Below are 24,971 nucleotides of genomic sequence, written 5' to 3' on the forward strand. Positions count from 1 at the left end.
AGACGCAAATTTATTAAATTTTAAGGAACTGAGTTTTGCATGGTGTTGCAAAAAATCAGTTTCTATTTATAATTATCTTTTAAAAAATCCAAATATTCGTTAATGCGATCTCTACTGGTCAGCTTTTCGAAATTCTCTTTGCTGATAATAAAGCCTCTGTAAAGGTTTGCCGGAACTTTCATAATGTTTTTCAGCTGACCTGTTATACTTGATTCATAAATTTTAGCATCTTCCAGATCAACAAAGCTGGTTATGTAAATCAATTGATTATCATCCAACTCAATCAATTTATGCGCCAAATCATTATCTGGATAATTTCCCCTGTTAAATTGACCGATCCCGAAGCGCGATGAACTTAAAGTTAAGGTCGCGTCTGCCACATCGATCACATAGTAATATTCTTCTGATTGGGCAGCGCTGAAAATACTTGCAGGTTTAACCACATCAGTGGGTTTAACTTCCAAAGGCATTTCAACTGGTTTCACAACTGGCTTTTCTCCAACCGCTGTAATATCGTTATTTAATGGTTTAGCAGGAACGGTAATTGTTTTTGCCTGACTTACAAAGCGGGGTTCATTTGAATCAAAATCTACAAGGGCAACTGGTCTTTGCTTAAATTCCTCCAGGTTTGCCTCAATATATTTTAAATGATCTCTAACCAATGGCGTAACAATCATATCGTTCGGATAAAGCGTGATGATCGAGTTAAACTCTGCCAATAAAGGATCGAGTTTAGCAGTACGTCCAACAGCAATGGCTTTTAAATAAGCATATTGAGGGGCTAAATCATTATTCGGAAACGCACTGATATTTTCATTCGCTTGTTTAATCACACTGTGATAATCTTTTTTTGCATAAGTATCAAAAGCAACATTGTAATTATTGTTTGCGGTGTTTTCCATTTGGCTTTGTTTTGCCGAAAATGTAGGATCTAAGATGGTTTTGGCATAATTCGATTCAGGGAATTTGGCCAATACCAATTGTCTGTATTCATTCGATTTATTTTCATCTGCACCTTGATTGTTTAAGTACAAACTATAATAAATAGCAGCTGAATGATTATTATCAGGATATCTTCTCAGTAATTCCAGGTAAATTTTATTGGCCTCATTTTTATCGTTTAATTCCTGTTGATAAAAACTCGCAATTTCGAAATAGGCATCAATGATTTTCTGATCAGATGCGGCCAACAGTTCTGGAGTGGTGGGTAAAGCATCTGAATATTGTTTCTCTAAAGAGGTTTGATCAATTGCCGTTTGTGGATTTATTTCATTTGCAGGTGTAACTGCATTGGCAACATTTCCGCCAGTCATGACCTGGTTATTCTCTTGTGCTGATGAACGTTGACTTTGTCGCCAGTTATCTTCCAGCTGTCTGTTTCCCCAACGCTTTTTGAAATCGCCAAATCCATTACTGATCGCCGCATTATTATTAAAGTAAAAAGTGCTCCCTGCACCAACTTGTGGGGAATTCAAAGATTGATTCGGAAAATCAGGATTATTAAGAGATTGGTTGTTTAAAACGGTAACATTAGTCACTTCAGCTTTTGGTGTCAGATAAGCTTTTATTCGGGCTGCTCTTGCCGCAACCGGGAGCTTTGCAATCGCTTGTGCGGTATCTTCCTTTGCGATGATGGTAAAGCGATCTGTTAAATATTGCAGGTTACCAGCTTTCTTGACAATGTTATCAAAGTCAGGAAAATTTTTAGGCAAAATCATTACCGCACTGTCGTAGTAAAGTTTTGCTTTAATATAATTATTAACTTCCCTGAAGTTTAAATCGGCTATTCGTAAATATGATAAAGCTTTTTGATTTTGGTTCTTCGTGCTTTTTTGAATCGATTTCTGATAGTTTTCTTCTGCTTTAGCGAATTTCCCTTCTTTTGAGAAAAGTTCGCCAACCTGATAATAAATCTGATCAGTATAGTCGAAATTTTTATCATCTTTTAGTAAAGCAAGTAAAGCTTTATCTTCATCAACTTTGTAGCCACTAATCAAAGCCTTCACTTTAATACGCTGCAAATTGGCATGAAAATACATTTCAAATGGAGCATTACTGTTTTCAACCCTGGTATAATTAATATAGGCATTTTGAAGATCGTTTTCTTTTTCCTGAAGCTGAGCCAAAATATACCTCCAGCGAATACGAAGTTGCTTTTCATTGCCCAATCTAACTGCGTTTTCAAGAAGTAAAATTGCTTCTTTATTACGTTGTTGATAAATCCTCATCTGGGCGGTGGTGGCTAAAGGTTCAGCCAAATCTTTCTTCAAATGATCAGCAGCACGCAGCATGGTATCTAAAATTTTATCAGCTACCACCATATTGTTTAGTTCCATCTGGCTACGGGCTTTCCAGTTCATCGCCATTACAAAAGTTTTCAGGTCGTTATTATAAGCTTTGGCTACATAATCAAAATATTCTGAAGCGATGAAATAATTCCCTTTTAAATAATTCGCCTTACCTAAAAGCATATAGGCATCATCGATGTAATTACTAAAGCTTTTATCGTTAATGATGGTTTGTCCTTTGGTAATAACCTCATCCAGTTGTTTGTTTGCTGCTCCGGGCGTTAAAACCAGGTTTACCTGCGGTTCAGGATCAAGATACACAGGCAAAATCTTTCCGTAGTCATCATTATAACTTTGTAATAACCCTTCATAATGCCCGGTAAGTAAAACATTTGAGTTATAGATATAGTTATACCTGGCCGTTAAGTTTTGAAACTTACGGTCAATAGCAGTATCTTTATTTGCTATACAGCCATAAATAAAAAGAAGGCTAAAAAAAATGATGAAGGGATTGAAGGTTTTGCTGGTGTATTTTTTCAAGTATGATAAATCGCGTTAGTGGATATACAATAAACAAAATTTTAACAAAAATATTTTATTTGGCAACCAATTATAATGATCAAAGTTAACTTAATTATTGCATTTATAAATGGAAAATCCTAAAGAAGAAGATACAAAGAAAAAAGTAAATGCTGCTGCAAAATATTCAGCCATAGGCTTTCAAATGATCGCTACAATTGGATTACTCACTTTTATAGGTTATAAGATTGATGAACACCGGAACAGTAAAACCAATATCATTACTGCAGCGTTCGCCCTTGCCGGAGTGGGCATTGCTTTATACCAGGCCATTCGGCAGGCAACTAAAGATTAAGTTGACAGTTTTCAGTTGGCAGTTGGCAGTTGGCAGTTTTCAGTTGGCGGTTTCCATTTGACAGTTTTCAGTTAACCGATTAACCAATTGCAACAGTTAACCAAATATTAACCAACCTAACAATATTCCCTTCTTACTAGCTACTTGATGCTAAAAAACCTATCTTTGCTGAAGTTTTTATTCGCTAAGAAATTATTCCATTGACTCTAGCCAAATTTACAAGTATTTATCTCATTTTTGTCGGATTGTTAATCGGCATCATTGCTGTTCTACCTGTTCTTTTTCCTGGTAAACAACTATTTATAGATAATTTTTGGGTGATGTTTGGCTTTTTAGCAGGCATAACATACGTGGCGTATATGCTTGTTGATATTGGAATAAAACGCGATCCTGAAGTGGGGATAATGGCTATTATGGGATCAATTGCTGTAAAGATGATTTTTTGTATGGCTTTTGTGCTGATTTACAGTATAAAAACAAAGGGAATTGGCACTGTATTTCTGCTAAATTTTTTTTCTTTATATTTATTGTTTTCAGTCTTTGAAGTTTACTGTTTGTTACGTAACTTGCGCCACCAAAATTTAAAGTAAAAATCTGCCAATAAATGGATTGTAACCAAGTTTTTGTGTCGAAAGTTAAGAAGGTAATTGTTGTTTTTACGCTTTTAATCGCGTTTTTGTCTATCAAAATTGATACTTTCGCTCAAGTTGATAGTGCTGTTGTTCCTGTTGATAGCGTTGTAGCTGAATCTGCTGAAGCAGTTTCGGGACAACATGGCGCTGTAGAACATGGTAAAGAAAAATTCGAGCCTACTAAAGTGATCATGGAGCATATTGCTGATTCGCACATGTGGCATTTGTGGGGGCACACTTCATTGCCTCTCCCTGTAATTTTATATACTAACGGAGGTTTAGAGATTTTTTCTTCTGCTCATTTTCATCATGGAGAACATGATTATGCAGGTAAATACAATACTTATCGTTTGGTGGAAGATCACGTTAAAGTGGTTGGTGCTAACGGACAAATTGATGAAACTGCATCTGTTTTGGATTTCTCTATCACAAAAAACGTTGCAGCAATGTTTGTTGCGATTTTAGTGATCTTAATCGTGTTTATTTCGGTTGCTGGTGCTTATAAAAAACGTGTTGGTAAAGCCCCAAAAGGATTACAGTCTTTTATGGAGCCAATTATTGTATTCGTTAGAGATGATATTGCCAAACCAAACATTGGTCATAAGTATGCGAAGTTTATGCCTTATTTATTGACCACATTTTTCTTTATTCTTTTTAATAATCTGTTTGGTTTAATTCCAATTTTTCCGGGTGGTGCAAACGTAACCGGTAATATTGCTTTAACTTTTGTTATGGCGCTTGGTACCTTAATTATAGTGAATATTAATGGGAACAAATACTATTGGAAACACATCTTTAAACCAGATGTTCCATTCTGGTTGTATCCAATTATGATTCCGGTAGAATTAATTGGTATCATTTCGAAACCATTCGCTTTAATGGTGCGTTTGTTTGCGAACATTACCGCTGGTCACATTATCGTATTAAGCTTAATTTCCCTAATATTTATTTTCGAAACATTAGCTATTGCTCCTGTATCAGTTGCATTCGTATTGTTTATGGATGTGTTGGAATTGCTGGTAGCATTTTTACAGGCGTTTATTTTTACATTACTTACTGCCTTATTTATTGGTATGGCAGTAGAAGAACATCATTAATTAGAAAACTATTTTTTACAAATTAATATAAATTAAATTAGTTATGGTAGGTTCAATCGCGGCAATCGGTGCCGGTTTAGCAGTAATCGGTGCAGGTATCGGTATCGGTCAAGTAGGTGGTAAAGCAATGGAAGGTATTGCTCGTCAACCAGAAGCTGCATCAAAAATTCAGACTGCAATGATTATCGCTGCTGCCCTTATTGAGGGTGCTGCTTTATTCGGTGTAGTAGTTGCATTATTAGGCTTAAACGGTTAATAATCACTGAAAAAATTAGGCTGGGTATTTAACGATTGGTTATTTACCCAACCTTATTAACAAGATTAAGATTAAAAAAATTAGATAAAATGGAATTAGTAACCCCAAGTATAGGATTGGTTTTTTGGACAGCTCTTGCGTTCATCTGCTTATTGATTTTACTTAGAAAATTTGCATGGAAACCTATTTTAGGTGCTATCCACGAACGTGAGCAAAGCATTGATGAGGCGTTAAACAAAGCTGAATTAGCTAAACAGGAAATGGCTCGTTTAACCAGCCAAAACCAGGATTTAATGCAACAGGCCCGTGCTGAGCGTGATGAAATTTTAAAGGAAGCTAAAACCTTAAAAGACAGTATCTTAAACGAGGCTAAAAAACAAGCTCAGGTAGAAGGTGCAAAATTGATTGAGAAAGCTAAAATTGAAATCGAAAACCAGAAGAAAGCTGCTTTAGCTGAAGTTAAAGATCAGGTTTCTACCTTATCATTAGAAATTGCTGAACGCGTTTTACGTACTCAATTAGATGATAAAACCAAACAAGAGGCTTTAGTGGCCAACTTGTTAAAAGACGTTGAACTAAACTAGTTTTGAGTAATGAGTTTAGAGTTTTGAGTGGGATTCCCAACTCCCAACTCCTAACTCCCAACTAAGATAATATGTCAGAAATTAAAGTTGCAAGCAGATACGCCAAATCATTAATCGACCTAGCTGTTGAAAACAACGGATTAGCCGAATCTTATAATGATATGGTTTTGTTTGAGAAAGTGGTTGATGAAACCCCTGAGCTGGAAGCGATATTGAAAAACCCTATTGTGCCTTTAGATAAAAAGATTGGTATTTTGAACGATATTTTCGCTGATAAAGTAGGTAAATTAACCCTTACTTTTTTTAAAACTGTAGTCAACAAAGGCCGTTCGGCAATATTATTTGCTACTGCAAAACAATTCGTGCAACAATACAATGAAATTAAAGGTATCATTACTGCTGATGTTACCACTGCTACAGCATTAACCGCTGCTGCTAAAGAAGAAATTGTTGCCATTGTAAAAAGAGAATTAGGTGCTAATGAAGTGATCGTTAACGAAAAAATTAACGAGAAACTAATTGGCGGCTTTATCTTAAAAGTTGGCGATAAGCAATTTGATGCAAGTATTGCTAACGGTTTAAGTAAACTTAAAAAAGAATTTGCGCAGTAGTAGCAAGATTTGAGTATCAGGTGTCAAGCTGGTTTTGTGAAACGATGAGGGATACTGAAATAACCGAATAACTACAGCACTAAATATATAAACCCGATAGTAGTGAAAATACTTTTTTGGAGTACAAAGGTAAAATAAGCTGTCATGCTGACGTAGGAAGCATCTGCAAGCGATGAAACAGATTCTTCGTTCCTTAGAATGACAGAAGTTCACAAAAAAGATTGAAACGTATAGCGGGACCAGAATAACAAAAGAACTACAAGATTTACATTTACAAAAAGATATAATTAAAATTATGGTAGAGGTAAGACCAGACGAAGTATCGGCAATTATCAGACAGCAATTGGCGGGCTTCAAATCAGAAACCGAACTGGAAGAAGTTGGTACCGTGTTGCAAGTGGGCGACGGTATTGCCCGTGTTTACGGTTTAACTAAAGTTCAATCGGGAGAGTTGGTTGAATTTGCAAACGGCCTGCAAGGCATTGTATTAAACCTTGAAGAGGATAACGTGGGTGTGGTACTTTTAGGTGCATCTGACGAGATTAAAGAAGGTGATACCATTAAACGTACCAAAAAAATTGCCTCTATTAAAGTTGGTGAAGGTATGCTTGGCCGCGTAGTGAATACTTTAGGTGAACCTTTAGATGGTAAAGGTCCAATCTTAGGTGAGACTTACGAAATGCCTTTAGAGCGTAAAGCACCAGGTGTAATTTATCGTCAGCCGGTAAATGAGCCTTTACAAACTGGTATTAAAGCAATCGATGCAATGATTCCAATCGGTCGTGGTCAGCGTGAGTTGGTTATTGGCGATCGTCAGATTGGTAAAACTGCAGTTTGTATTGATACCATTATCAACCAAAAAGAATTTTATGAAGCAGGCCAGCCTGTGTTCTGTATTTATGTAGCTATTGGTCAGAAAAACTCTACTGTAGCTAACATAGTACGTACATTAGAAGAAAACGGTGCTTTACCATATACTATTGTTGTTGCTGCTTCGGCTGCAGATCCTGCTCCAATGCAGTTCTATGCGCCGTTTGCAGGTGCTGCAATTGGCGAGTTTTTCCGCGATACAGGTAGACCAGCTTTAATTGTTTATGATGATTTATCTAAACAAGCAGTTGCTTATCGTGAGGTATCTTTATTACTTCGTCGTCCACCGGGCCGTGAGGCTTATCCAGGTGACGTTTTCTACTTACACAGTCGTTTGTTAGAAAGAGCTGCGAAAATCAACGCTAACGATGAGATCGCACAGGCAATGAATGATTTGCCGGAATCGATTAAACACATCGTTAAAGGTGGTGGTTCATTAACCGCTTTACCAATTATCGAAACACAAGCAGGTGACGTATCAGCTTATATCCCAACTAACGTAATTTCGATTACTGATGGTCAGATCTTCCTAGAGTCGAACTTGTTCAACTCTGGTATTCGTCCGGCTATTAACGTAGGTATTTCGGTATCACGTGTGGGTGGTAATGCGCAAATTAAATCGATGAAAAAAGTAGCAGGCACTTTAAAGTTAGATCAGGCTCAATACCGCGAGTTAGAGGCTTTCTCTAAATTCGGTTCTGACTTAGATGCTGCAACAAAATCGGTTTTGGATAAAGGTGCACGTAACGTAGAAATGTTAAAACAAGCGCAATTCTCTCCATTTACTGTAGAGAAACAAGTTGCAATTGTTTACGCTGGTACTAAAAACTTAATGCGTAATGTTCCGGTTAACAAGGTTAAAGAATTCGAAACAGAATATTTAACTCAATTGGAATTACGTCATCCTGAAACTTTAGCAGCATTAAAAGCTGGTAAATTTGATGATACCATTACTGGTGTTTTAGATACCGTAGCAAAAGAGATTTCAAGTAAATATTAATTAGATACAAGTAGTGAGTATCAAGTATCAAGACAGGTAAACTAATCCAATCTTGATACTTGATACTTTATACTCGATACTTAAAGAATGGCTAATTTAAAAGAAGTAAGAAACCGGATTGCATCGGTACAGTCGACACAGCAGATTACGAAAGCTATGAAAATGGTTTCGGCGGCTAAGTTGAAACGTGCTACTAATGCAATTATCGCTTTACGTCCTTATGCAACTAAACTGAAAGAGATCTTAGGTAATCTTTCGGCTAGTTTAGAGGGTTCTTCATCACCTTTTATTCAAGAGCGTGAGCCCAATAAGGTTTTAATTGTTACTGTATCTTCAAACCGCGGTTTGGCTGGTGCTTTCAACATGAACGTAATTAAAGCGGCCAACAATTTAATTGCTGAAAAATATAGCGAACAACTTAAAAAAGGAAACGTAAGCATTATTTCTATCGGTAAGAAAACTCAGGATTATTACGAAAAACGTAAATACAACGTTATAGGTAATAACAATGAAGTGTTTTCAGCTTTAACTTTCGAAAACGTAACTAAAATTACCGATGCAATTATGGCTGGGTTTATTAAAGGCGAGTTTGATAAGGTAGAAGTGGTTTACAATCGTTTCAGAAATGCAGCAGTACAATATATTACTACTGAGCAATTGCTTCCATTGCCAAAAGCAGAAGAAGCGGCTGAAACAAAAACAGATAAAAAATCTACTAATGTTGATTATATTCTAGAGCCTTCGCAAGAAGAAATCGTTGAGCAATTAATTCCAAAATCAATTAAAATTCAGTTATACAAAGCCGTGTTGGATTCTCACGCGTCTGAGCATGGTGCACGTATGACCTCAATGGATAAAGCAACTGAAAATGCAGGTGAATTATTGAAGGCCTTAAAGCTTTCTTATAACCAGGCTCGTCAGGCGGCAATTACAACTGAGTTAACTGAGATTGTAAGTGGTGCAGCAGCATTGAACGGATAAAAAACTTGCAGTTTTCAGTTTCGAGTTTGCAGTTTCAATAAAAATTACTAAAAAACCCATCTTAATTGAGATGGGTTTTTTAGTAATTTGTAATTCTGTAATCCAAAATTATTATGTTTTTATTGGATTTAAATCCAAAATTATTATGTTTTTATTGGATTTAAATCCAAAATTATTATAATTTTGTGGATATGATTGGTAGAAAACAAATAGATTATGCTTTAGCAAGGCTATTTAAAGGCAAGGCATTCATCATTTTTGGCCCAAGGCAATCTGGTAAAACCACCTTTGTTGAACAATTACTGGATCATGTTAACAAAAAGACTTTATATCTCAATGGAGATGATGCAGATGTAAGGGAAAATTTAGCTAAGCCTAATGCAACTCAGATTGCACAAATGCTTGGCGATTATGAAATACTTTTTATAGATGAAGCCCAGCGCATCCCGGATGTTGGCATACTGATTAAAATTATTGTTGACCGGTTTAAAAAAGTTCAGGTTATTGCAACAGGTTCATCTGCATTTGAACTATCTGGTAAAATTAATGAACCGCTAACCGGAAGAAAATATGAAATGATGCTTTTGCCATTTTCTTATGCAGAGCTGGTTAATCATACTGATTTTTTAACTGAAGAAAGATCAATAGAACAAAGGTTAATTTATGGTTCCTACCCGGAGGTAATTAATGATCCTCAAAATGCTGAGGAACACTTAAAATTACTTGCTGACAGTTATCTATATAAAGATCTTTTTGCTTTAGAAGAAGTAAAAAAGCCTTTATTATTTGAGAAAATTGTAAAAGCCCTGGCGTTGCAGGTTGGCAGTGAAGTAAATTTTTCAGAGTTGGCCCAATTGGTAAAAGCAGATCAAAAAACAGTTGAAAAGTATATAGATTTATTGGAAAAGGCATTTGTGATTTTTATTCTGCCCGCCTTTTCAGGGAATGTTAGAAACGAGATTAAAAAAAACAAGAAAATATATTTTTACGATACAGGAGTTATTAACGCCATTACAAGAAATTTCAATGCATTAAATAACCGTAACAATGTAGGTTCGCTTTGGGAAAATTATATGATCAGTGAACGTAAAAAATACCTGCAACAAAATCAAATAGAAGCAGAATTGTTTTTTTGGCGAACAACACAACAACAGGAAATAGATTACATTGAGCAAAGAGTTGATAAACTTTTAGCTGTTGAATTCAAATGGAATGAAAGGGCAAAGGATAAAATTCCTTTAACTTTTATCAAGGCTTATCCTGATGCAGAAACACTAATATTGTCAAAAACTGATAGGAGAAACTTTTTAACAGTTTCTTGATTAATAAAAAATATTCTGATTGCAGGAATATATTTTAATTCATGTATCGCCTCCAAAATTGAATAAGATCTGCCTGGCTAAGCTTTTTCGGGACTGCTAGTGATTGTCTTTTAATATCTTTGTGGTATAATATTAAGACATGAAAAAATACACCCTCATCATTTTATCGCTCATTCCGTTTTTCGTTTCTGCCCAAAACCCCGCCAGAGATTATACCAATGCTGTGCTCTGGCAACAAACCTCCGGAGAATACCGGGCACTGTGTTTTCAAGCTTATAACTTTGCTCGTTTATCTTTAAAAGAAGCTTTATGGGCCGATACCAGTAAAAAACCAAATTGCATCATCGTTGATATAGATGAAACCGTTTTGGATAATTCAGCTTTTCAGGGTCATGAGATTAAAAAAGGCTTGAGTTATACTCCCGAAGACTGGACTGAATGGACAAGTCTGGCAAAAGCTGATACCGTTCCCGGAGCTTTAGCTTTTCTAAAGTTTGCTGCCTCTAAAAACATTGAAACTTTTTATGTGAGCAATCGCGATGAAAAAGATTATGCCGCAACACTAAAAAATCTGCAGGCTTTTGGTTTTCCCTACGCTGATGATGGACATTTAGTGGTTGCCAAAGGAACATCAAACAAAGAACCCCGCCGACAGAAAATTGCAGAAACCCATAATATTTTAATGCTTTGCGGTGATAATTTAAGTGATTTCAGTAATGTTTTTTATCGTGAACAAAAAAATACTTTTGAGCAGGTAAATGAAAATCAAACTTTGTTTGGTGTTAAATATATAGTGTTGCCTAATCCCATGTATGGCGATTGGGAAAAGCCTTTATATCAGGGAGAAAAGTTAAACGATAAGGAAAAGGCAAAACAGCGTTTAGAACGATTAAAAAGTTACTGAGTATATATAAATATTCGGCAATAAGTATTACTTTTGCTGCATCATAAAAATTAAGATTATGGAGAACAACGAATTAAAGCACAATACAGAAAGTATGCAAACGGCTAACCAGCCAGGAATTTATAAATTAATGATTGTTGGTGTACTGATTTGTATGGTGGGTACCTACGCACGTTTCGCATTTGATTCCTGGGTATTATCTTTAGTTTCATGGATTGTTCTATTCATCGGAGCAATTATCAGCATTAAAGGTGTATTCAAAATTTTAGACGCATAAATATTTTCTCTCTAAATACAAGAGCCGATTATGTACCATCATAATCGGTTTTTTTGTTTTTAAAAGAGTTTTATTCTTGTTTGAAAAGCAGGTTTCAGTGTGCTTCGGTTCCGAAAGCCCTGCCATCCGCTTTAATCGTCCAATAGAAAAAATTGGACTCATGCCCGCTGCTGTCAGGTTTAAATTACGCTGGTAAACCTTGCTATTCTGATACAAAGCGTAAAACCCCGGTGGCTTATACATCCCCCATATTATACTGATAATTCCACCCTGCTCATTGTTATGGGTTACCTAAATCGCTTTTTTGTATAAAGGGAAAATAGAGCAGAACACCTAACCAAAATATGCTCACTTCTAATGGCCATTTGAAGCAATATTTTAAAATGAAACATTTTTAAACCATTGAATCATGAAAAGGAATATTATTGCCATAGCCATAGTTTTGACAATTTTTGGCTGCCAAAATGCTGAAAAGAAATATGGATCTGTAGCCACTACAGAAGAGTTAAGCATGGATAAAGCAGAAAGTGCAGATAGCATTGCTGCTGAGAAAATCATCAAAACTGCCGATATGCGATTTCGGGTAAAAGATGTTCAGAACACTAAAGAAAGGTTAAGCCAGGCCATTAAAAATCAAGGTGGTACAGTTGCCGAATTTTCGGTAGAAAGCATCATTCAGGAAACACAAAAGGTAAAACAATCAACCGACTCACTTAAAGAAATTACATCGTACAGAACTGAGGGTTTTCTGGTCGCGAAAGTGCCTTCAGAAAAACTTGATGATTTTACGAATACCATTGCTAAAATGGCTGTTTTTGTAGATCATCAATCTATGAAAATGGATGATCAAAGCATGATCTATTTATCGAATAAGCTAAAGGCAGATAATAGAATTGAAGCTGTTGATCGGATTAATAAGCTGGCCACTAAAAAGAGCCCTAATGTGGAAACATCACTTTTAATAAAAGATGATTATATAGATAAGAAAATTCAAAATATATCGATAAATAACCGGGTAAAATATAGTACCATTACACTTAATTTTTATCAGGATAATACAATCAAAACCATGATAGTGGCCAATGATGATGTTTATGATTATAAACCTGCCTTTGCGAATCGCTTGTGGCTTAACATCGTAAATGGCTGGACAATATTTAAAGAAATTATTCTTGCAATCGCTAATCTCTGGATGTTGTTTTTAGTTGGCATTGGTGTATTCTTCATCATTAGATATTTTATGAGGAAGAATAAAATGGCAATGGATTTGGCAACTAAGAATTTGATAGATGGTCGTCAATAATCATAAATCCTGTCATTTAGAGTGTGCTTTTTCAGCGATAAAGCAGTCTCATCGCTGCAAACAAATAAAAATTTAAAAGGAGATTGCCAGGAAACGATGAAGAATTGTTCCTCGCAAATGACGACCAACTTAAGATTTATACCGCTGGAAAGAAATTGCTGGGGTTATTGATCATAATTCAGATTTCGGCTTGTTCGCCTTTTCCCATCATTGCGAGGAGGAAAGACTAAGTAATGTGTTTCGCTATCAATTCAGCATTTAAAAGCTTGTTCCACTCCGCTTCACAAGCCCATCGTCAGTTTGTATCTCTTCCTTGGGGGTGGTTTACCCGCCAATTGTTTTGTTTGCCCGGTAAGCCACCGAACATGGGATAGGTATACAATTAAGTACCCTTATCATTACCTGTTCCAAACTGTTTGTTAACCCCTAGGGTAAGCAAAGGGTAAAGAAAGAGTACAGAAAGGGTTAAGAATGGGTACAGAAAGGGTTAACAAAGGGTTAAGCAGGGGTTAACCTGGTCACCACAAAAGGTAAACAATGTAAATAAAGTTGTTCTATCGGTTGGCGTCTTACCATAAATGTTCGAAGATTTTATTTATCCACTATTGTTGATATTATTAAGTTAATTTTATTTTTTTGAAGTGGTTGATTTGGTTTTTAATCATGGCCGGATGGATACATTGACCAGTAAACCACTATCATTTGTTCCAGATACGCTCTTGGAACAGCTTTCTGTTTCTACCGGGGTAAATAAATTTTCCAAAAAGCTCCAGGATGAACTCATGTTGTTCTATCGGTAGGTGTCTCGCCAACCGAAACTTACCCTATTTCTTAGCCTTACCAACCAAACCCTTAACCTTACTTTTATTATCAGTTACAAAAGATTCCCATCCTGAATAGGTTTTTGACTTACCCCCTGACGTGATTTTTTGAAAAGAGTGACAAACCGCAACAGCTAAACCATCTGTTGCATCTAAAAACTCTGGCGTTTCTTTAAAATTTAATAACCTTTGCAGCATTGCAGCAACCTGTTCTTTAGTTGCGTTTCCATTGCCGGTAATGGATTGTTTGATTTTTCTCGGCGAATATTCAGTAACCGAAATACTTCTTGAAAGTGCGGCAGCAATGGCAATACCCTGTGCTCTGCCCAATTTTAAAAGTACTTGTATGTTTTTCCCGTAAAAAGGAGCCTCAATAGCCAAAACATCGGGTTTGTACTGATCAATTAAAACAACGGTTTTTTCAAAAATCCTTTGAAGTTTCAAGAACGGATCATCAAGATGCGTCATCTTAACTACCCCCAAACTAACGAGTTCTGTCTTATTCCCCTTTTCTAAAATCACACCATAACCCATTACCGCAGTGCCGGGGTCGATGCCCATAATTACCCGTTCCTTTTTTTCGTTCAACATTACAGCAATATTAAGCATATTTGCAAACTAAAAAGATAATCTTGACAGACAAGAATAAAAAAATATTATCACTCATTATTAAAGCTACTATTGTAATATTTGCCTTTTGGTTCATATACAATAAGCTTGCGGCAAACAAAAGCCTCAGGGATTTTCAGATACTTTTAAGAGATATTCCCCAAGTCGAGATTATTACTGTTATCGGTTTGGTACTTTTATTAATGCTGGTAAACTGGTTTATGGAAGCCGCCAAATGGAAGAGGCTGATGAGTCATATTGAGCGGATCAGTTTTTATCGGGCAATTGAATCAGTCTTCTGCGGTTTAACTCTTGCTATTTTTACTCCAAACAGGTTAGGTGAATACGGTGGAAGGGTTTTCTTTCTATCTCCCAAGCGAAGAATTGTTGGGATTGTTGCCATGACTGTTGGTAATATTGGCCAGTTGGTTTTAACAAACGTGTTCGGTGCAATTGCGGCCTGTTTCTTTATCTACCGATTTGTCCCTATCGATAATTTGGTTTTTATGGCTGTTGTAGTTTTGGCATTAGCCTTTTGCTTGTTCTTTATCGTATTCTATTTTAACATTCAGTGGTTAAACGGAATCCTGTTATCCTTTAAATTTACCAGAAAATACAAAAAGTTTTATAGCATTTTGGGCAGATACCGAAAAGGTGAACTCTTTAAAATTATGCTGTTTTGCCTGGCACGGTATATTGTATTCAGTTCACAATACTTTATTTTATTTACCTGGTTAATTCCAGGTTTGCAGTATGCTGATATTATTATGATGACATGCCTGTTGTTCCTGATTCAATCTGCTTTGCCATCATTAGATCTTTTTGACGTAGGTGTTAGAAGTGTTACCGCTGTTGAATTGTTTAAACATGTAACTGATCAACACGTTGCAGTTATTGCATGTACTGCCAGTATTTGGCTTATAAATATTATTATTCCTGCTATCTTAGGCACTTATTTCGTTTTTAAACTCAATTTTTTTGGAAATCTTAAATCTAATTAGTCTTTTATCTGCTGCTTTAACCTTAGTTTATGGTTTTTTAGTGCTCACTTTTATCAGAGGGTGGCATAAGCTAATCTTATTTAAACCTCAGCTAGCTGATCCAAAAACGAAAGTTTCTGTTATTGTGGCTGCCCGTAATGAAGAGCAGAACATAAAAAGAACAATTGATGATCTGGTTGCTCAGGATTATCCAAAATCTTTAACCGAAATTATTTTTATTGATGATCATTCAACAGATAACACTGCCGAAATTGTAAACGCATACGCAGATAGAGGAGTTAAACTCATCAAATTAAATGAAGACCAGGCACTGAATTCATATAAAAAGAAAGCGATTCAAACGGCCATTGGTACCTGTACCGGAGATCTTATCATTACCACTGATGCAGATTGTAAGATGGGTTCTCAGTGGCTTTCCACGATCGTTAATTTTTACGAAGAGAAAGATTATAAAATGATTTCTTCTCCTGTTGCTTATTTTGAGGAGAAGAGTTTCTTTGAACGATTACAATCTTTAGAGTTTTTGTATCTGATTGGCTTGGGTGCATCAACCATTGGGAACAAGCAACCATCAACCTGTAACGGGGCAAATCTGGCATACGAGAAAAGTACTTTCTACGAAGTTGGAGGTTTTCAGGGAATAGATGATCTGGCCTCGGGCGATGATGAATTGCTGCTTCATAAAATTGCAGCCCGGTATCCTGATAAAATTGGTTTTCTTAAGAATAGAGAAGCAATTGTTTACACGCATGCAAAGGAAAACTTAAGCTCGTTTATTCAACAACGAAAAAGATGGGCATCTAAAAGTACAAGGTACAAGAATAAGGCTATAATCGTTTTAGGCGTATTTGTTTGGATTTTCAATTTAAGCATACTGGCAAACTTTATAACAGGTTTATTTCTGCCCGCATTTTTGTCCGTAACATTTTATCAATTAATAGTTAAAATGATTTTAGAAACATTATTTTTATGGGATGTGACTGGCTTTGCAAAAAAACGCAGTCTGCTCATATTAATCCCCGTTTTAAATGTTTTGCATGTACTTTACATGATATACATCGGCATTGCCGGAAATAGTGGAAAATACAACTGGAAAGGCAGAATGGTTAAATAATGGATAATAGCCCATCAAAAAAAGTTTGGTTAAAATTTAAGCGAAACAGGTTCGCGTTTGCTGGCTTAATCTTTATTTTGTTGTTAATGGTAATGGGCGTTTTGGGTTATTTAATTATGCCTGATAACTCTCCCGATGCCAATACTCAACGCGTACAAATAAGCAAAGAAAAACCGGGTGCCAGATTCAAATTTCTTATTATTGAAAAATACAATCACATTGAGAAAGTTGGTTTTTTTGAAAGAATGCTTTACGGGCAAAAACCAACTTTTAAGAGTATTCCGATTATTTCTTACCAGATTGTGAATGATGAAGTTTTTGTTAAGGAATATATTGGTAAAGAAGAAAGTGGTAAAGAATCGGTTTATAAACTCAATGATCTTTGTGCAGATTGTTCTCCACTAAACAAACCAGGAACTCCAGCACAACTTTTTGAAAAGCACAACATCTATGAGCAAACTTATTATCTGGGAACAGATATTTATGGTCGTGATTTGTTAAGTCGCCTGATTTTAGGCATTCGTGTTTCTTTATCAGTTGGATTAATGGCAGTAATCATTTCTTTGTTTATAGGTGTAAGTTTAGGCGCCATTGCAGGTTATTTTGGTGGCAAGGCAGATGCGGTAATCAGCTGGTTCATGAATGTGGTTTGGTCTTTACCTTCGTTACTATTAGTGATTGCAATGTCCTTTGCGTTAGGGAAAGGCTTTTGGCAAATCTTTATTGCGGTGGGTTTATCAACCTGGGTTGATGTGGCAAGGCTGGTTAGGGGACAAGTAATGGCTTTAAAAGAAGTTGAATTTGTAGAGGCTGCAAGAGCATTGGGGTTTAGCACAAGCAGAACCATTATTAAACATATTTTGCCAAATATAGCCGGCCCAATTCTAGTTGTTGCATCTTCAAATTTTGCATCAGCAATTTTGTTGGAAACCGGTTTAAGTTTTCTTGGATTTGGCGCACAACCGCCAATGCCAAGTTGGGGCAGTATGATTAAAGAACATTATGGCTATATTATTATGGATGCAGCTTATCTTGCCGTATTGCCTGGTTTAGCAATCATGTTTACTGTTTACGCTTTTAATGTTCTGGCTATTGGTTTACGCGATGCCTTTGATGTAAAGGGACAGAACGTTACGGTTTAGGTTTTTTCTTCCTCTTCGAAACCTTTGCCAGTGGATTATAGGCTAATGCTAAATTTATCCAAAACATTAAATCTTCATTTTTATTAAGCACATCTTCAGAAACCAAAATATAGCCTTTCATTAGTATTTTACCATGAATCATTTGCTCCCAACCATCTTTATCTTCTAATGTAATCAAACTTTCCGGATCTAGTCTGAGCATCATTTTGTTCTTCATTACCCCCATGCACATTTTTTCATCAACCATGAAAACCAAACCACCAAACATTTCTTTTTCTTCTACATCGGGCAAGTGCATTAAGCATTCCCGAACACGATTTGAAAGTAATTCATCGTACGGCATAATATTAATGTTTAAAACTAAATTAAACCTTTAATATCCGATTGACAAAATTTAGCCGTTAATAATTAAATTTGCAATATGTTATTAAACTGCTATCAGGAAGAATTTTTGGAGGCCGGATGTGATGAAGCTGGGAGAGGCTGCCTTGCAGGTCCTGTTTTTGCTGCGGCAGTAATTTTACCAAAAGGCTTTGTACTTGAAGGTTTAAATGATTCCAAGCAATTATCTCACGAGCAAAGAGATTTATTAAGGCCAATTATCGAAAAAGAAGCTCTGGCCTGGGCGGTGGCTTCATGCGATCATGAAGAAATAGATCGGATCAATATACTTAATGCTTCATTTCTGGCCATGCATCGGGCGATTGAAAAATTACATACCCAGCCTCAATATCTGGTTATTGATGGAAATCGTTTCAAAGCTTATCCACAAATTCCACACAGTTGTATTATAAAAGGTGATGGAAAATACTTAAACATTGCTGCGGCTTCCATCCTGGCAAAAACGCATCGTGATGAATATATGAGTAATCTCCATATTGATTATCCGCACTATAATTGGCAGCAAAATAAAGGCTATCCAACCATCGCGCATAGAAAAGCTGTTATTGAAATCGGATTATCTCCCTTTCATAGAAAAACTTTTAATGTGAGCGATCCACAATTAGAATTGTTTTCAAAAAATGCCTAAATTTCGTATTTTCACAACATTGTGAAAATTCTGTTGATTACTAAGCGGATCCCCTTCCCGCCAAATAGTGGTTATCCAATTGTGGTTTACAATACCATGAAAGGCCTGCTGCAACTTGGTGCAGATATCACTTTGTTTAGCCTTAATCCAAGTAAAGGCAGAGTAGATATTGAAGATGTTTATGATCCGATTTTCGATCAAATCAATTATCACACGGTTGATTTAGATATTGAAGTGAACGTGTGGTCTGCCTTCTTTAACATTTTTACTAACCAATCTTATAACGTTTCAAGGTATTATAGCGAAGAAGCTGCCCGACAACTGGAAAATGTACTGCGTGAAAATATTTTTGATATTATTCAATTTGAAGGATTGTTTGTTGTGCCATATCTGGATGTGGTAAAAGCAAACAGTAACGCAAAGCTGATTTACCGGGCCCATAATATAGAGTTTACTATGTGGGAACGTCTTTCCCATTCAGAAAGTTTTTTGATAAGGAGAAAGTACCTGGCTTTTCTCGCGCAAAGATTAAAAGCTTACGAAACTGATCAGATCAATCGCTTTCATCAAATATTTGCGATAAGTGAACCAGATCGGCAAAGTATTATCCGCTTCGGTTGCGAAGTGCCGATGTCGGTTTTTCCGGTAGCCATTGACCTGGAGAAATACCAGATCGACAAATCAAAAACGAGTTTTCCAACCCTTTTTCATTTAGGTGCAATGGATTGGCGGCCAAACCAGGAAGGACTTGAATGGTTTTTGGATGATATTTGGCCGGATATAGAAAGGCTAAATAAAGATCTGCGGTTTTATATTGCAGGTAAAAACATGCAGAAACATTTCTTTGATTATGATTCAGAAAACCTGATTGTGGAAGGCGAGGTTTTTGATGCAGTGGAATTTATGAATTCTAAAGCAATTATGATTGTACCCTTAATCTCCGGAACAGGAATGAGAGTGAAAATTATAGAAGGGATGGCCATGAAAAAATGCATTATTGCAACCACAACCGCAGCAGAAGGCATCAATTGCAGACATGGACACGATATTCTGATTGCAGATTCTGCAGATGAGTTTTACCGGTATATTTTACAATGTATCATTAACCCTAAACGCTGGATGGAAATAGGGGAGAACGCCCGGAAAACGGTGGAGAACGATCATGGAATAAAGTTAATAGCAGGCAAAATGCTGGAGATTTATGAAGGGCTGATTAGTGCTTAAGCAGCCATTTTCTGTCAACGAAAACGACTGGTGGTTTTCAACTGTCTTTTTTCCAAGGTAAGCGAAACAACGATTGTGCTTAATGGGAAGCTGGGGTTTGATGGAATCGGGGTAACTGAAATTTTGTGACGCGATTTACTCATAATGCCCATAATTTTCCAAAATTGGATTTAAATATCTCTCAAAATTAACCCCAAAACATTACAGTTTTCTTAGTACTTTTGCGCCAACTAAATATTAAGTATGAAACCATCTTAATTTGCTAAAAAAATCTAATTGAACAGGCAAATGACGCAGGAATCATCTCTTTAAAAAACAATTACATACGGATGAAAAATACCGCATTAACAGAAAAACACATTGCTTTAGGCGCTAAAATGGTTCCATTTGCAGGCTACAATATGCCAGTTACTTACGAAGGTATAAATGCAGAACACGCAACTGTGCGGAATGGCGTTGGCGTTTTTGATGTAAGCCACATGGGCGAGTTTATTTTAAAAGGCGAAAATGCTTTGGATTTAATTCAACGGGTAACCAGCAACGATGCATCAAAACTGTATGACGGCAAAGTTCAGTATTCATGCTTACCTAATAAAGATGGCGGTATTGTAGATGATCTTTTGGTTTATCGCATTGATGATAAAACCTATATGCTGGTTGTTAATGCATCGAACATTGAAAAAGATTGGAACTGGATTCAAGGTTTTAATGATCAGGATGTGGAAATGCACAATATATCTGACAAAACCTCACTTCTGGCCATTCAGGGGCCTAAAGCGGCAGATGCACTGCAAAGTTTAACTGATGTGAACCTGGCATCGATGGAGTACTACACCTTTGTTAAAGGTACTTTTGCAGGTGTGGATAACGTGGTTATTTCTGCAACAGGTTATACCGGCGCAGGTGGTTTCGAGATTTATTTCGAAAACCAATATGCTGATCAGATTTGGGATGCGATTTTCGAAGCTGGTGCAGCCTATAATATCAAACCAATTGGTTTAGGTGCCCGCGATACTTTACGCCTGGAAATGGGCTTTTGTTTATACGGAAATGATATTGATGATACTACTTCGCCAATTGAAGCTGGCTTAGGCTGGATTACCAAATTTTCTAAATCTTTTACTAATTCTGAAGCCTTGCAAGCCCAAAAGGAAGCAGGTATTCAAAAAAAATTGGTTGGTTTTGAAATGATTGATCGCGGCATCCCTCGTCATGATTACGAAATTGCTGATGCTGAAGGTAATATCATTGGAAAAGTAACATCAGGAACGCAGGCACCATCATTGCAAAAAGCAATTGGTATGGGCTATGTTGCAAAAGATTTCTCAAAAGAAGGTACTGAGATTTTTATCTTAATCCGAAATACACCAATTAAAGCTAAAGTAGTTAAGTTTCCTTTTTACAAGTAAGGTTTAGGGTTAAAGTTGTAGGGTTAATACACCCAAACCCTATACCTTTAACCTTACGCCTTTTACATTTTTTCTCGTGTCAAAAAAAATAGAAGTTTGTTTAACACCCGCTTTGATCGGTTTATATGATATCGAACAAAGCATTGTAGTCGTTATTGATATCTTAAGAGCAACCTCATCCATTACCTACGGAATTGATAATGGCGCAGAAGCCATTATTCCCGTTGCTAATGTGGATGATTGCCTGAATTATAGCGACAAAGGCTTTCTATTGGCTGCAGAGCGCAATGGAGAAGTTGTTGTTGGCTACGATTTTGGGAATTCTCCATTTTCCTACACCAAAGAAAAGGTGGCAGGTAAAACAATAGTGCTTACCACCACAAATGGAACCAAAGCCTTGCATTTGGCCAATAAAAGAGCTTATCAAGTTGTTATTGGCTCTTTTTTAAATTTAGATGCGCTTTGCAATTATCTTGAAAGTCAGAATAAAAACGTGCTTTTACTTTGTGCAGGATGGAAAGATCAATTCAATTTGGAAGATACCTTGTTTGCGGGAGCAGTGGTAAATAAACTTCGTAAAAATTTTAAACACTTTGATGATTCCAGTGTTGCTGCCGAAGATTTATATCTTTTAGCAAAAGAAGATTTAAGAAAATATCTCCATAAATCTTCTCATAGTCACCGTCTTGCTCAATTAAATATTGAAGAAGATGTTGTTTTTTGCTTGCAATTGAATATTTGTAAGGCTATTCCTGTTTTAGATGGGGAAAGATTGATAGCCCTGAACCCAAAAGCCTTTTAAAGGTGCTTAATGGCACATTAGAATATCAAAAGACAAAACCTTTAGAATCCTGATTTACTTTTTCAGAAAAGCAGGGAATTTAGGGCTTTGTTATCAGTTCTCTGATTGTAGGCGTGTTTTTAATGGTAATTAATGCCTCTTCGTGTGCCAGCCAATAAATATCCTCAGCACGTTTCATATCGAAAGTACTGATTGCACCCAAACCTTTAGGCTCAATCATCACACTACAAAACTTGGCTTTGCGCTCCATGTCATGATTGATAGACATCACACCCGCCCGACCCATTAAGTTTGTAATACCGGTAATTTTATCTACAGGTTTTAAATGATTACACGAAGAGCCAATAATAAAATCACATTTCTCCATCAAAGGCTCAACCGGGAAATTATTCAAAATTCCGCCATCAACATACATTTGCCCTTCTATCATAATGGGCCTGAAAATTCCAGGGATGCAGCTGGATGCATGTATGGAGCGAATTAACGGTCCTTTTGTAAAATAAACCAATTTGCCTTCACTGAAATTTACTGCTGCAATAGTTAAAGGGATTTTGAGTTTTTCAATAGCATCTTCAGGGAAATACTCCTTTAAAATCAATGAAGTGTTTTCGATGTTAATTAACCCTAAAGATCCTACTGCCGGGCGAACAAAACGCCATAATCTCGTTTTCAGGAAAATACTCAAACCTTCTTCCGGATCTATACCTGCAGCAAAAAATGCTCCGGCAATTGCTCCCGCGCTCGTTCCACTGATATGACTGAAAGTTATACCCAAATTGCTAAATGCTTTTAAAACACCTAAATGAGCTATTCCTCTGATTCCGCCTCCTGATAATACTATACCAACTTTCATCTCTACTGGTTAACTGTTAAAATTGATTAATCGGTTAAATTGCTTACAAATTGCAAACTACCAACTAAAAACTGTATGCTACTTCTGCTTAGGTTTGTATTTCGATTGATTGAGAATTTTTTGCGTATCGTGATCAGCCATAAGTTGTTGTAGCGTAACTTTCGGATTTTCGGCCATATATTTTCGCACAATTTGCCATCCGGTCCACACTCCCAGTTTCGGAGCTGACTCCCGCTTTTCTCCCAAACCTGGTGTAAAAGGTCCTTCAGATAAGAAAACCTGTATTTTTTGATAGTCAGTTTCATAAAGAAAACTATTCTCCAGAAAATATGCCCAGATATCGCCCTCGAAATTTTGAGCCCACTGTAACTGATCTTTCGTATACCCTATCTTAACAGAATCGGCAATGTTTTCAGGTAAAACCTGATCCAGAAAATACAGGATTTTCCCCTGGAAGATCATTTTTGATAATAAAGTTCTGTTCTCATCAGGTTCTGCAAATAATTCTTCGTGCGCATAGGTTTCCGCTACGCGTGGAACGATATATTCTGGTGTAAACCTTCGGGATAAGTATAGCGGAACGCTTTGAACTATAGCCGTGTAAAATTTACTATCCTTACCTAAAAACATATCCAATCCAATCCCCAAATAATTGTCGCCTACAGGCATTTGATAGGCGAAGCCCGATACAAAGGATATTATTTTTGGAACCTTCGCCTTTGGATAATAATATTTAATGTATTTAAAGGTTTCTGTCAAACCTTCTTCGTGAGCTTTCAGGTTTGGGTAAACACTATCAACTTCTTTGGTTAAATCACTATAAGCCTGATCTTTAAACAACGTATTCAATACTTCTTCATTGCTATATTCAGGCGATCCGATCATCTTATGAATATAGTCATCGTAGAAAAAACCGTATTTATTTAAAAATGCAATATTGGTTTGACCTGTATTTTTATCTCTTGCTGCAAACAGCTCTTTATCAAAGCGTTCTATTTTGATATTCAGATTTATCTGGCTCACATCGGGCCTTTTACTTTGCTTACAGGAAATAAGTGCTGCGGCAAAAAGAAAAATTAGATAAATTTGCCTGTGTTTTACGTTATACTTCATGTACAACAAACTTAGATAAAACCAGGGAGCATTCACGAACACAATAAAAAAAATATTGATTTACAATTGTTTTGGTGTAAAAAACATTGTTAAAAACAATTTTAGTTAATTTCTCCTTTATATAAATTAAACGGATTTAGGAGAAGAGGTATAGTAAATATGAAAAAAATAGCGACAATTTTAATTTTATCCTTTTTAAGTCTTGGTGGTTGGGCTCAAACTTCTCCGCTTACAAGCTACGGGTTCAGACTTGGGTTAACCGCCACACCAACTATAGGCTGGGTTAAACCAGAGCAGGGGAAAACCAATAGCGTTGCATTAGGTTTTTCTTATGGTTTGATTGGTGATTTTAATTTCGCCCCTAACTACAGCTTTTCTACAGCACTTACGGTAACCACTGTGAATGGAAAAAGTACCGAGGCTGATCCGGTATATATTAAAAGTATGGATCATGGTGCTAATCCGAATATTCCTGTTGCTTACGATTTAAAATATAAAATACAGTATTTAGAATTGCCATTAACCGTTAAGTTAAAAACAATTAAAGAAAATGGCAGACGTTTCTATGGCCAGTTTGGTCTATCCAACGCCGTTTTACTAAGTGCCAAACAAGATGCCGTAAGTGGAAACACAAAATTTGATGATGTTAAAATTTCAGATTATACCAAGTTTTATCGTGCCGGATTGTTAATTGGTGGAGGTGGTGAATTTGATATTTCTGGAAATGCAAGTGTTATTGCTGGCTTAACTTTTAACAATGGATTTACCAATATAACAACCGATAAAAATAGAGACGTTAGAAATCACTATTTAGCACTTAATTTTGGAATATTCTTTTAATCATATACCTCGAA

26 protein-coding genes are annotated in these 24,971 nt (G+C 36.3%); 21 read left to right on the forward strand and 5 right to left on the reverse strand.

The features are described from left to right. Positions 1 to 62 precede the first annotated feature (62 nt). Positions 63 to 2,828, reverse strand: a complete 2,766-nt coding sequence (gene porW / locus DU508_RS08765) for a type IX secretion system periplasmic lipoprotein PorW/SprE (RefSeq protein ID WP_115402429.1) — start codon at positions 2,826 to 2,828, stop codon at positions 63 to 65. A gap of 109 nt (positions 2,829 to 2,937) precedes the next feature. Here porW and DU508_RS08770 point away from each other — a divergent pair, with 109 nt between their 5' ends. The 13 genes from DU508_RS08770 to DU508_RS24185 all read left to right on the forward strand — a co-directional run bounded on the left by DU508_RS08770 (position 2,938) and on the right by DU508_RS24185 (position 13,799). Next, positions 2,938 to 3,162: an AtpZ/AtpI family protein gene (locus tag DU508_RS08770; protein WP_115402430.1), complete on the forward strand. Its 225-nt coding sequence runs from the start codon at positions 2,938 to 2,940 to the stop codon at positions 3,160 to 3,162. Between the two features lie 200 nt (positions 3,163 to 3,362). Further along, entirely contained in the window at positions 3,363 to 3,752 is a 390-nt protein-coding gene (locus tag DU508_RS08775) for a hypothetical protein (protein ID WP_233509440.1), read from the forward strand. Positions 3,753 to 3,766: 14 nt separating this feature from the next. Further along, positions 3,767 to 4,891, forward strand: coding sequence for a F0F1 ATP synthase subunit A (gene atpB / locus DU508_RS08780; RefSeq protein ID WP_115402431.1), 1,125 nt, complete (start codon positions 3,767 to 3,769; stop codon positions 4,889 to 4,891). Positions 4,892 to 4,934: 43 nt separating this feature from the next. Continuing rightward, complete coding sequence (atpE, locus tag DU508_RS08785; protein ID WP_025144011.1) at positions 4,935 to 5,147, forward strand: ATP synthase F0 subunit C; 213 nt, start codon at positions 4,935 to 4,937, stop codon at positions 5,145 to 5,147. Positions 5,148 to 5,236: 89 nt separating this feature from the next. Continuing rightward, positions 5,237 to 5,731 (forward strand): F0F1 ATP synthase subunit B, encoded by a 495-nt coding sequence (locus DU508_RS08790; protein WP_090765368.1) that lies wholly within the window; start codon positions 5,237 to 5,239, stop codon positions 5,729 to 5,731. Positions 5,732 to 5,802: 71 nt separating this feature from the next. After that, complete coding sequence (gene atpH / locus DU508_RS08795; protein ID WP_115402432.1) at positions 5,803 to 6,342, forward strand: ATP synthase F1 subunit delta; 540 nt, start codon at positions 5,803 to 5,805, stop codon at positions 6,340 to 6,342. A 295-nt stretch (positions 6,343 to 6,637) separates the two neighbouring features. Continuing rightward, positions 6,638 to 8,212: a F0F1 ATP synthase subunit alpha gene (gene atpA / locus DU508_RS08800; protein ID WP_115402433.1), complete on the forward strand. Its 1,575-nt coding sequence runs from the start codon at positions 6,638 to 6,640 to the stop codon at positions 8,210 to 8,212. An 87-nt stretch (positions 8,213 to 8,299) separates the two neighbouring features. Next, a complete protein-coding gene (gene atpG / locus DU508_RS08805) occupies positions 8,300 to 9,193 on the forward strand; it encodes an ATP synthase F1 subunit gamma (protein WP_115402434.1) in 894 nt (297 codons plus the stop codon). A gap of 191 nt (positions 9,194 to 9,384) precedes the next feature. Further along, positions 9,385 to 10,515, forward strand: a complete 1,131-nt coding sequence (locus DU508_RS08810; RefSeq protein WP_115402435.1) for an ATP-binding protein — start codon at positions 9,385 to 9,387, stop codon at positions 10,513 to 10,515. 139 nt (positions 10,516 to 10,654) lie between these two features. Continuing rightward, entirely contained in the window at positions 10,655 to 11,419 is a 765-nt protein-coding gene (locus tag DU508_RS08815; RefSeq protein WP_115402436.1) for a 5'-nucleotidase, lipoprotein e(P4) family, read from the forward strand. A 58-nt stretch (positions 11,420 to 11,477) separates the two neighbouring features. After that, positions 11,478 to 11,696 (forward strand): hypothetical protein, encoded by a 219-nt coding sequence (locus DU508_RS08820; RefSeq protein WP_115402437.1) that lies wholly within the window; start codon positions 11,478 to 11,480, stop codon positions 11,694 to 11,696. A 409-nt stretch (positions 11,697 to 12,105) separates the two neighbouring features. Continuing rightward, entirely contained in the window at positions 12,106 to 12,999 is an 894-nt protein-coding gene (locus DU508_RS08825) for a DUF4349 domain-containing protein (protein ID WP_115402438.1), read from the forward strand. 671 nt (positions 13,000 to 13,670) lie between these two features. Then, the gene (locus tag DU508_RS24185; RefSeq protein ID WP_262511019.1) at positions 13,671 to 13,799 is read left to right on the forward strand and encodes a hypothetical protein; all 129 of its coding nucleotides are present in this window, start codon (positions 13,671 to 13,673) and stop codon (positions 13,797 to 13,799) included. A 24-nt stretch (positions 13,800 to 13,823) separates the two neighbouring features. On the opposite strand, the gene ruvC is transcribed toward DU508_RS24185, so the two are convergent. Beyond that, positions 13,824 to 14,411: a crossover junction endodeoxyribonuclease RuvC gene (ruvC, locus tag DU508_RS08830; RefSeq protein WP_115402735.1), complete on the reverse strand. Its 588-nt coding sequence runs from the start codon at positions 14,409 to 14,411 to the stop codon at positions 13,824 to 13,826. A 41-nt stretch (positions 14,412 to 14,452) separates the two neighbouring features. On the opposite strand from ruvC, the gene DU508_RS08835 reads away from it, so the two are divergent. From DU508_RS08835 to DU508_RS08845, 3 genes are read left to right on the forward strand one after another with little or no spacing between them, the layout of a single operon-like run. Continuing rightward, positions 14,453 to 15,430 (forward strand): lysylphosphatidylglycerol synthase domain-containing protein, encoded by a 978-nt coding sequence (locus DU508_RS08835; protein WP_115402439.1) that lies wholly within the window; start codon positions 14,453 to 14,455, stop codon positions 15,428 to 15,430. Further along, entirely contained in the window at positions 15,408 to 16,544 is a 1,137-nt protein-coding gene (locus tag DU508_RS08840) for a glycosyltransferase family 2 protein (protein ID WP_115402440.1), read from the forward strand. The genes DU508_RS08835 and DU508_RS08840 overlap by 23 nt, the downstream gene beginning before the upstream one ends. Continuing rightward, positions 16,544 to 17,686 (forward strand): ABC transporter permease, encoded by a 1,143-nt coding sequence (locus tag DU508_RS08845; RefSeq protein WP_115402441.1) that lies wholly within the window; start codon positions 16,544 to 16,546, stop codon positions 17,684 to 17,686. Before DU508_RS08840 ends, DU508_RS08845 begins: the two co-directional genes overlap by 1 nt. Here DU508_RS08845 and DU508_RS08850 read toward each other — a convergent pair. Next, on the reverse strand, positions 17,676 to 18,029 hold the full coding sequence (locus DU508_RS08850; RefSeq protein ID WP_115402442.1) for a TfoX/Sxy family protein: 354 nt from the start codon (positions 18,027 to 18,029) through the stop codon (positions 17,676 to 17,678). The genes DU508_RS08845 and DU508_RS08850 overlap by 11 nt on opposite strands. 78 nt (positions 18,030 to 18,107) lie before the next feature. Here DU508_RS08850 and DU508_RS08855 point away from each other — a divergent pair, with 78 nt between their 5' ends. The 4 genes from DU508_RS08855 (at position 18,108) to DU508_RS08870 (ending at position 22,151) form a co-directional block, all read left to right on the forward strand. Further along, a complete protein-coding gene (locus DU508_RS08855) occupies positions 18,108 to 18,716 on the forward strand; it encodes a ribonuclease HII (protein ID WP_115402443.1) in 609 nt (202 codons plus the stop codon). Between the two features lie 21 nt (positions 18,717 to 18,737). Continuing rightward, entirely contained in the window at positions 18,738 to 19,940 is a 1,203-nt protein-coding gene (locus tag DU508_RS08860) for a glycosyltransferase family 4 protein (RefSeq protein ID WP_115402444.1), read from the forward strand. A 329-nt stretch (positions 19,941 to 20,269) separates the two neighbouring features. Then, positions 20,270 to 21,349, forward strand: coding sequence for a glycine cleavage system aminomethyltransferase GcvT (gcvT, locus tag DU508_RS08865; RefSeq protein WP_115402445.1), 1,080 nt, complete (start codon positions 20,270 to 20,272; stop codon positions 21,347 to 21,349). Positions 21,350 to 21,425: 76 nt separating this feature from the next. Then, positions 21,426 to 22,151 (forward strand): 2-phosphosulfolactate phosphatase, encoded by a 726-nt coding sequence (locus tag DU508_RS08870; RefSeq protein ID WP_115402446.1) that lies wholly within the window; start codon positions 21,426 to 21,428, stop codon positions 22,149 to 22,151. A gap of 79 nt (positions 22,152 to 22,230) precedes the next feature. On the opposite strand, the gene DU508_RS08875 is transcribed toward DU508_RS08870, so the two are convergent. Together DU508_RS08875 and gldB are read right to left on the reverse strand one after the other, a co-directional pair. After that, the gene (locus tag DU508_RS08875) at positions 22,231 to 23,004 is read right to left on the reverse strand and encodes a patatin-like phospholipase family protein (RefSeq protein ID WP_115402447.1); all 774 of its coding nucleotides are present in this window, start codon (positions 23,002 to 23,004) and stop codon (positions 22,231 to 22,233) included. Between the two features lie 78 nt (positions 23,005 to 23,082). Further along, positions 23,083 to 24,117 (reverse strand): gliding motility lipoprotein GldB, encoded by a 1,035-nt coding sequence (gldB, locus tag DU508_RS08880; RefSeq protein WP_115402448.1) that lies wholly within the window; start codon positions 24,115 to 24,117, stop codon positions 23,083 to 23,085. A 159-nt stretch (positions 24,118 to 24,276) separates the two neighbouring features. Here gldB and DU508_RS08885 point away from each other — a divergent pair, with 159 nt between their 5' ends. After that, positions 24,277 to 24,957, forward strand: coding sequence for a porin family protein (locus DU508_RS08885; RefSeq protein ID WP_115402449.1), 681 nt, complete (start codon positions 24,277 to 24,279; stop codon positions 24,955 to 24,957). The last annotated feature ends 14 nt before the right edge of the window (positions 24,958 to 24,971 follow it).

This window comes from Pedobacter chinensis, assembly GCF_003339865.1.
In the GTDB taxonomy this organism is placed as follows: Bacteria; Bacteroidota; Bacteroidia; order Sphingobacteriales; family Sphingobacteriaceae; genus Pedobacter; species Pedobacter chinensis.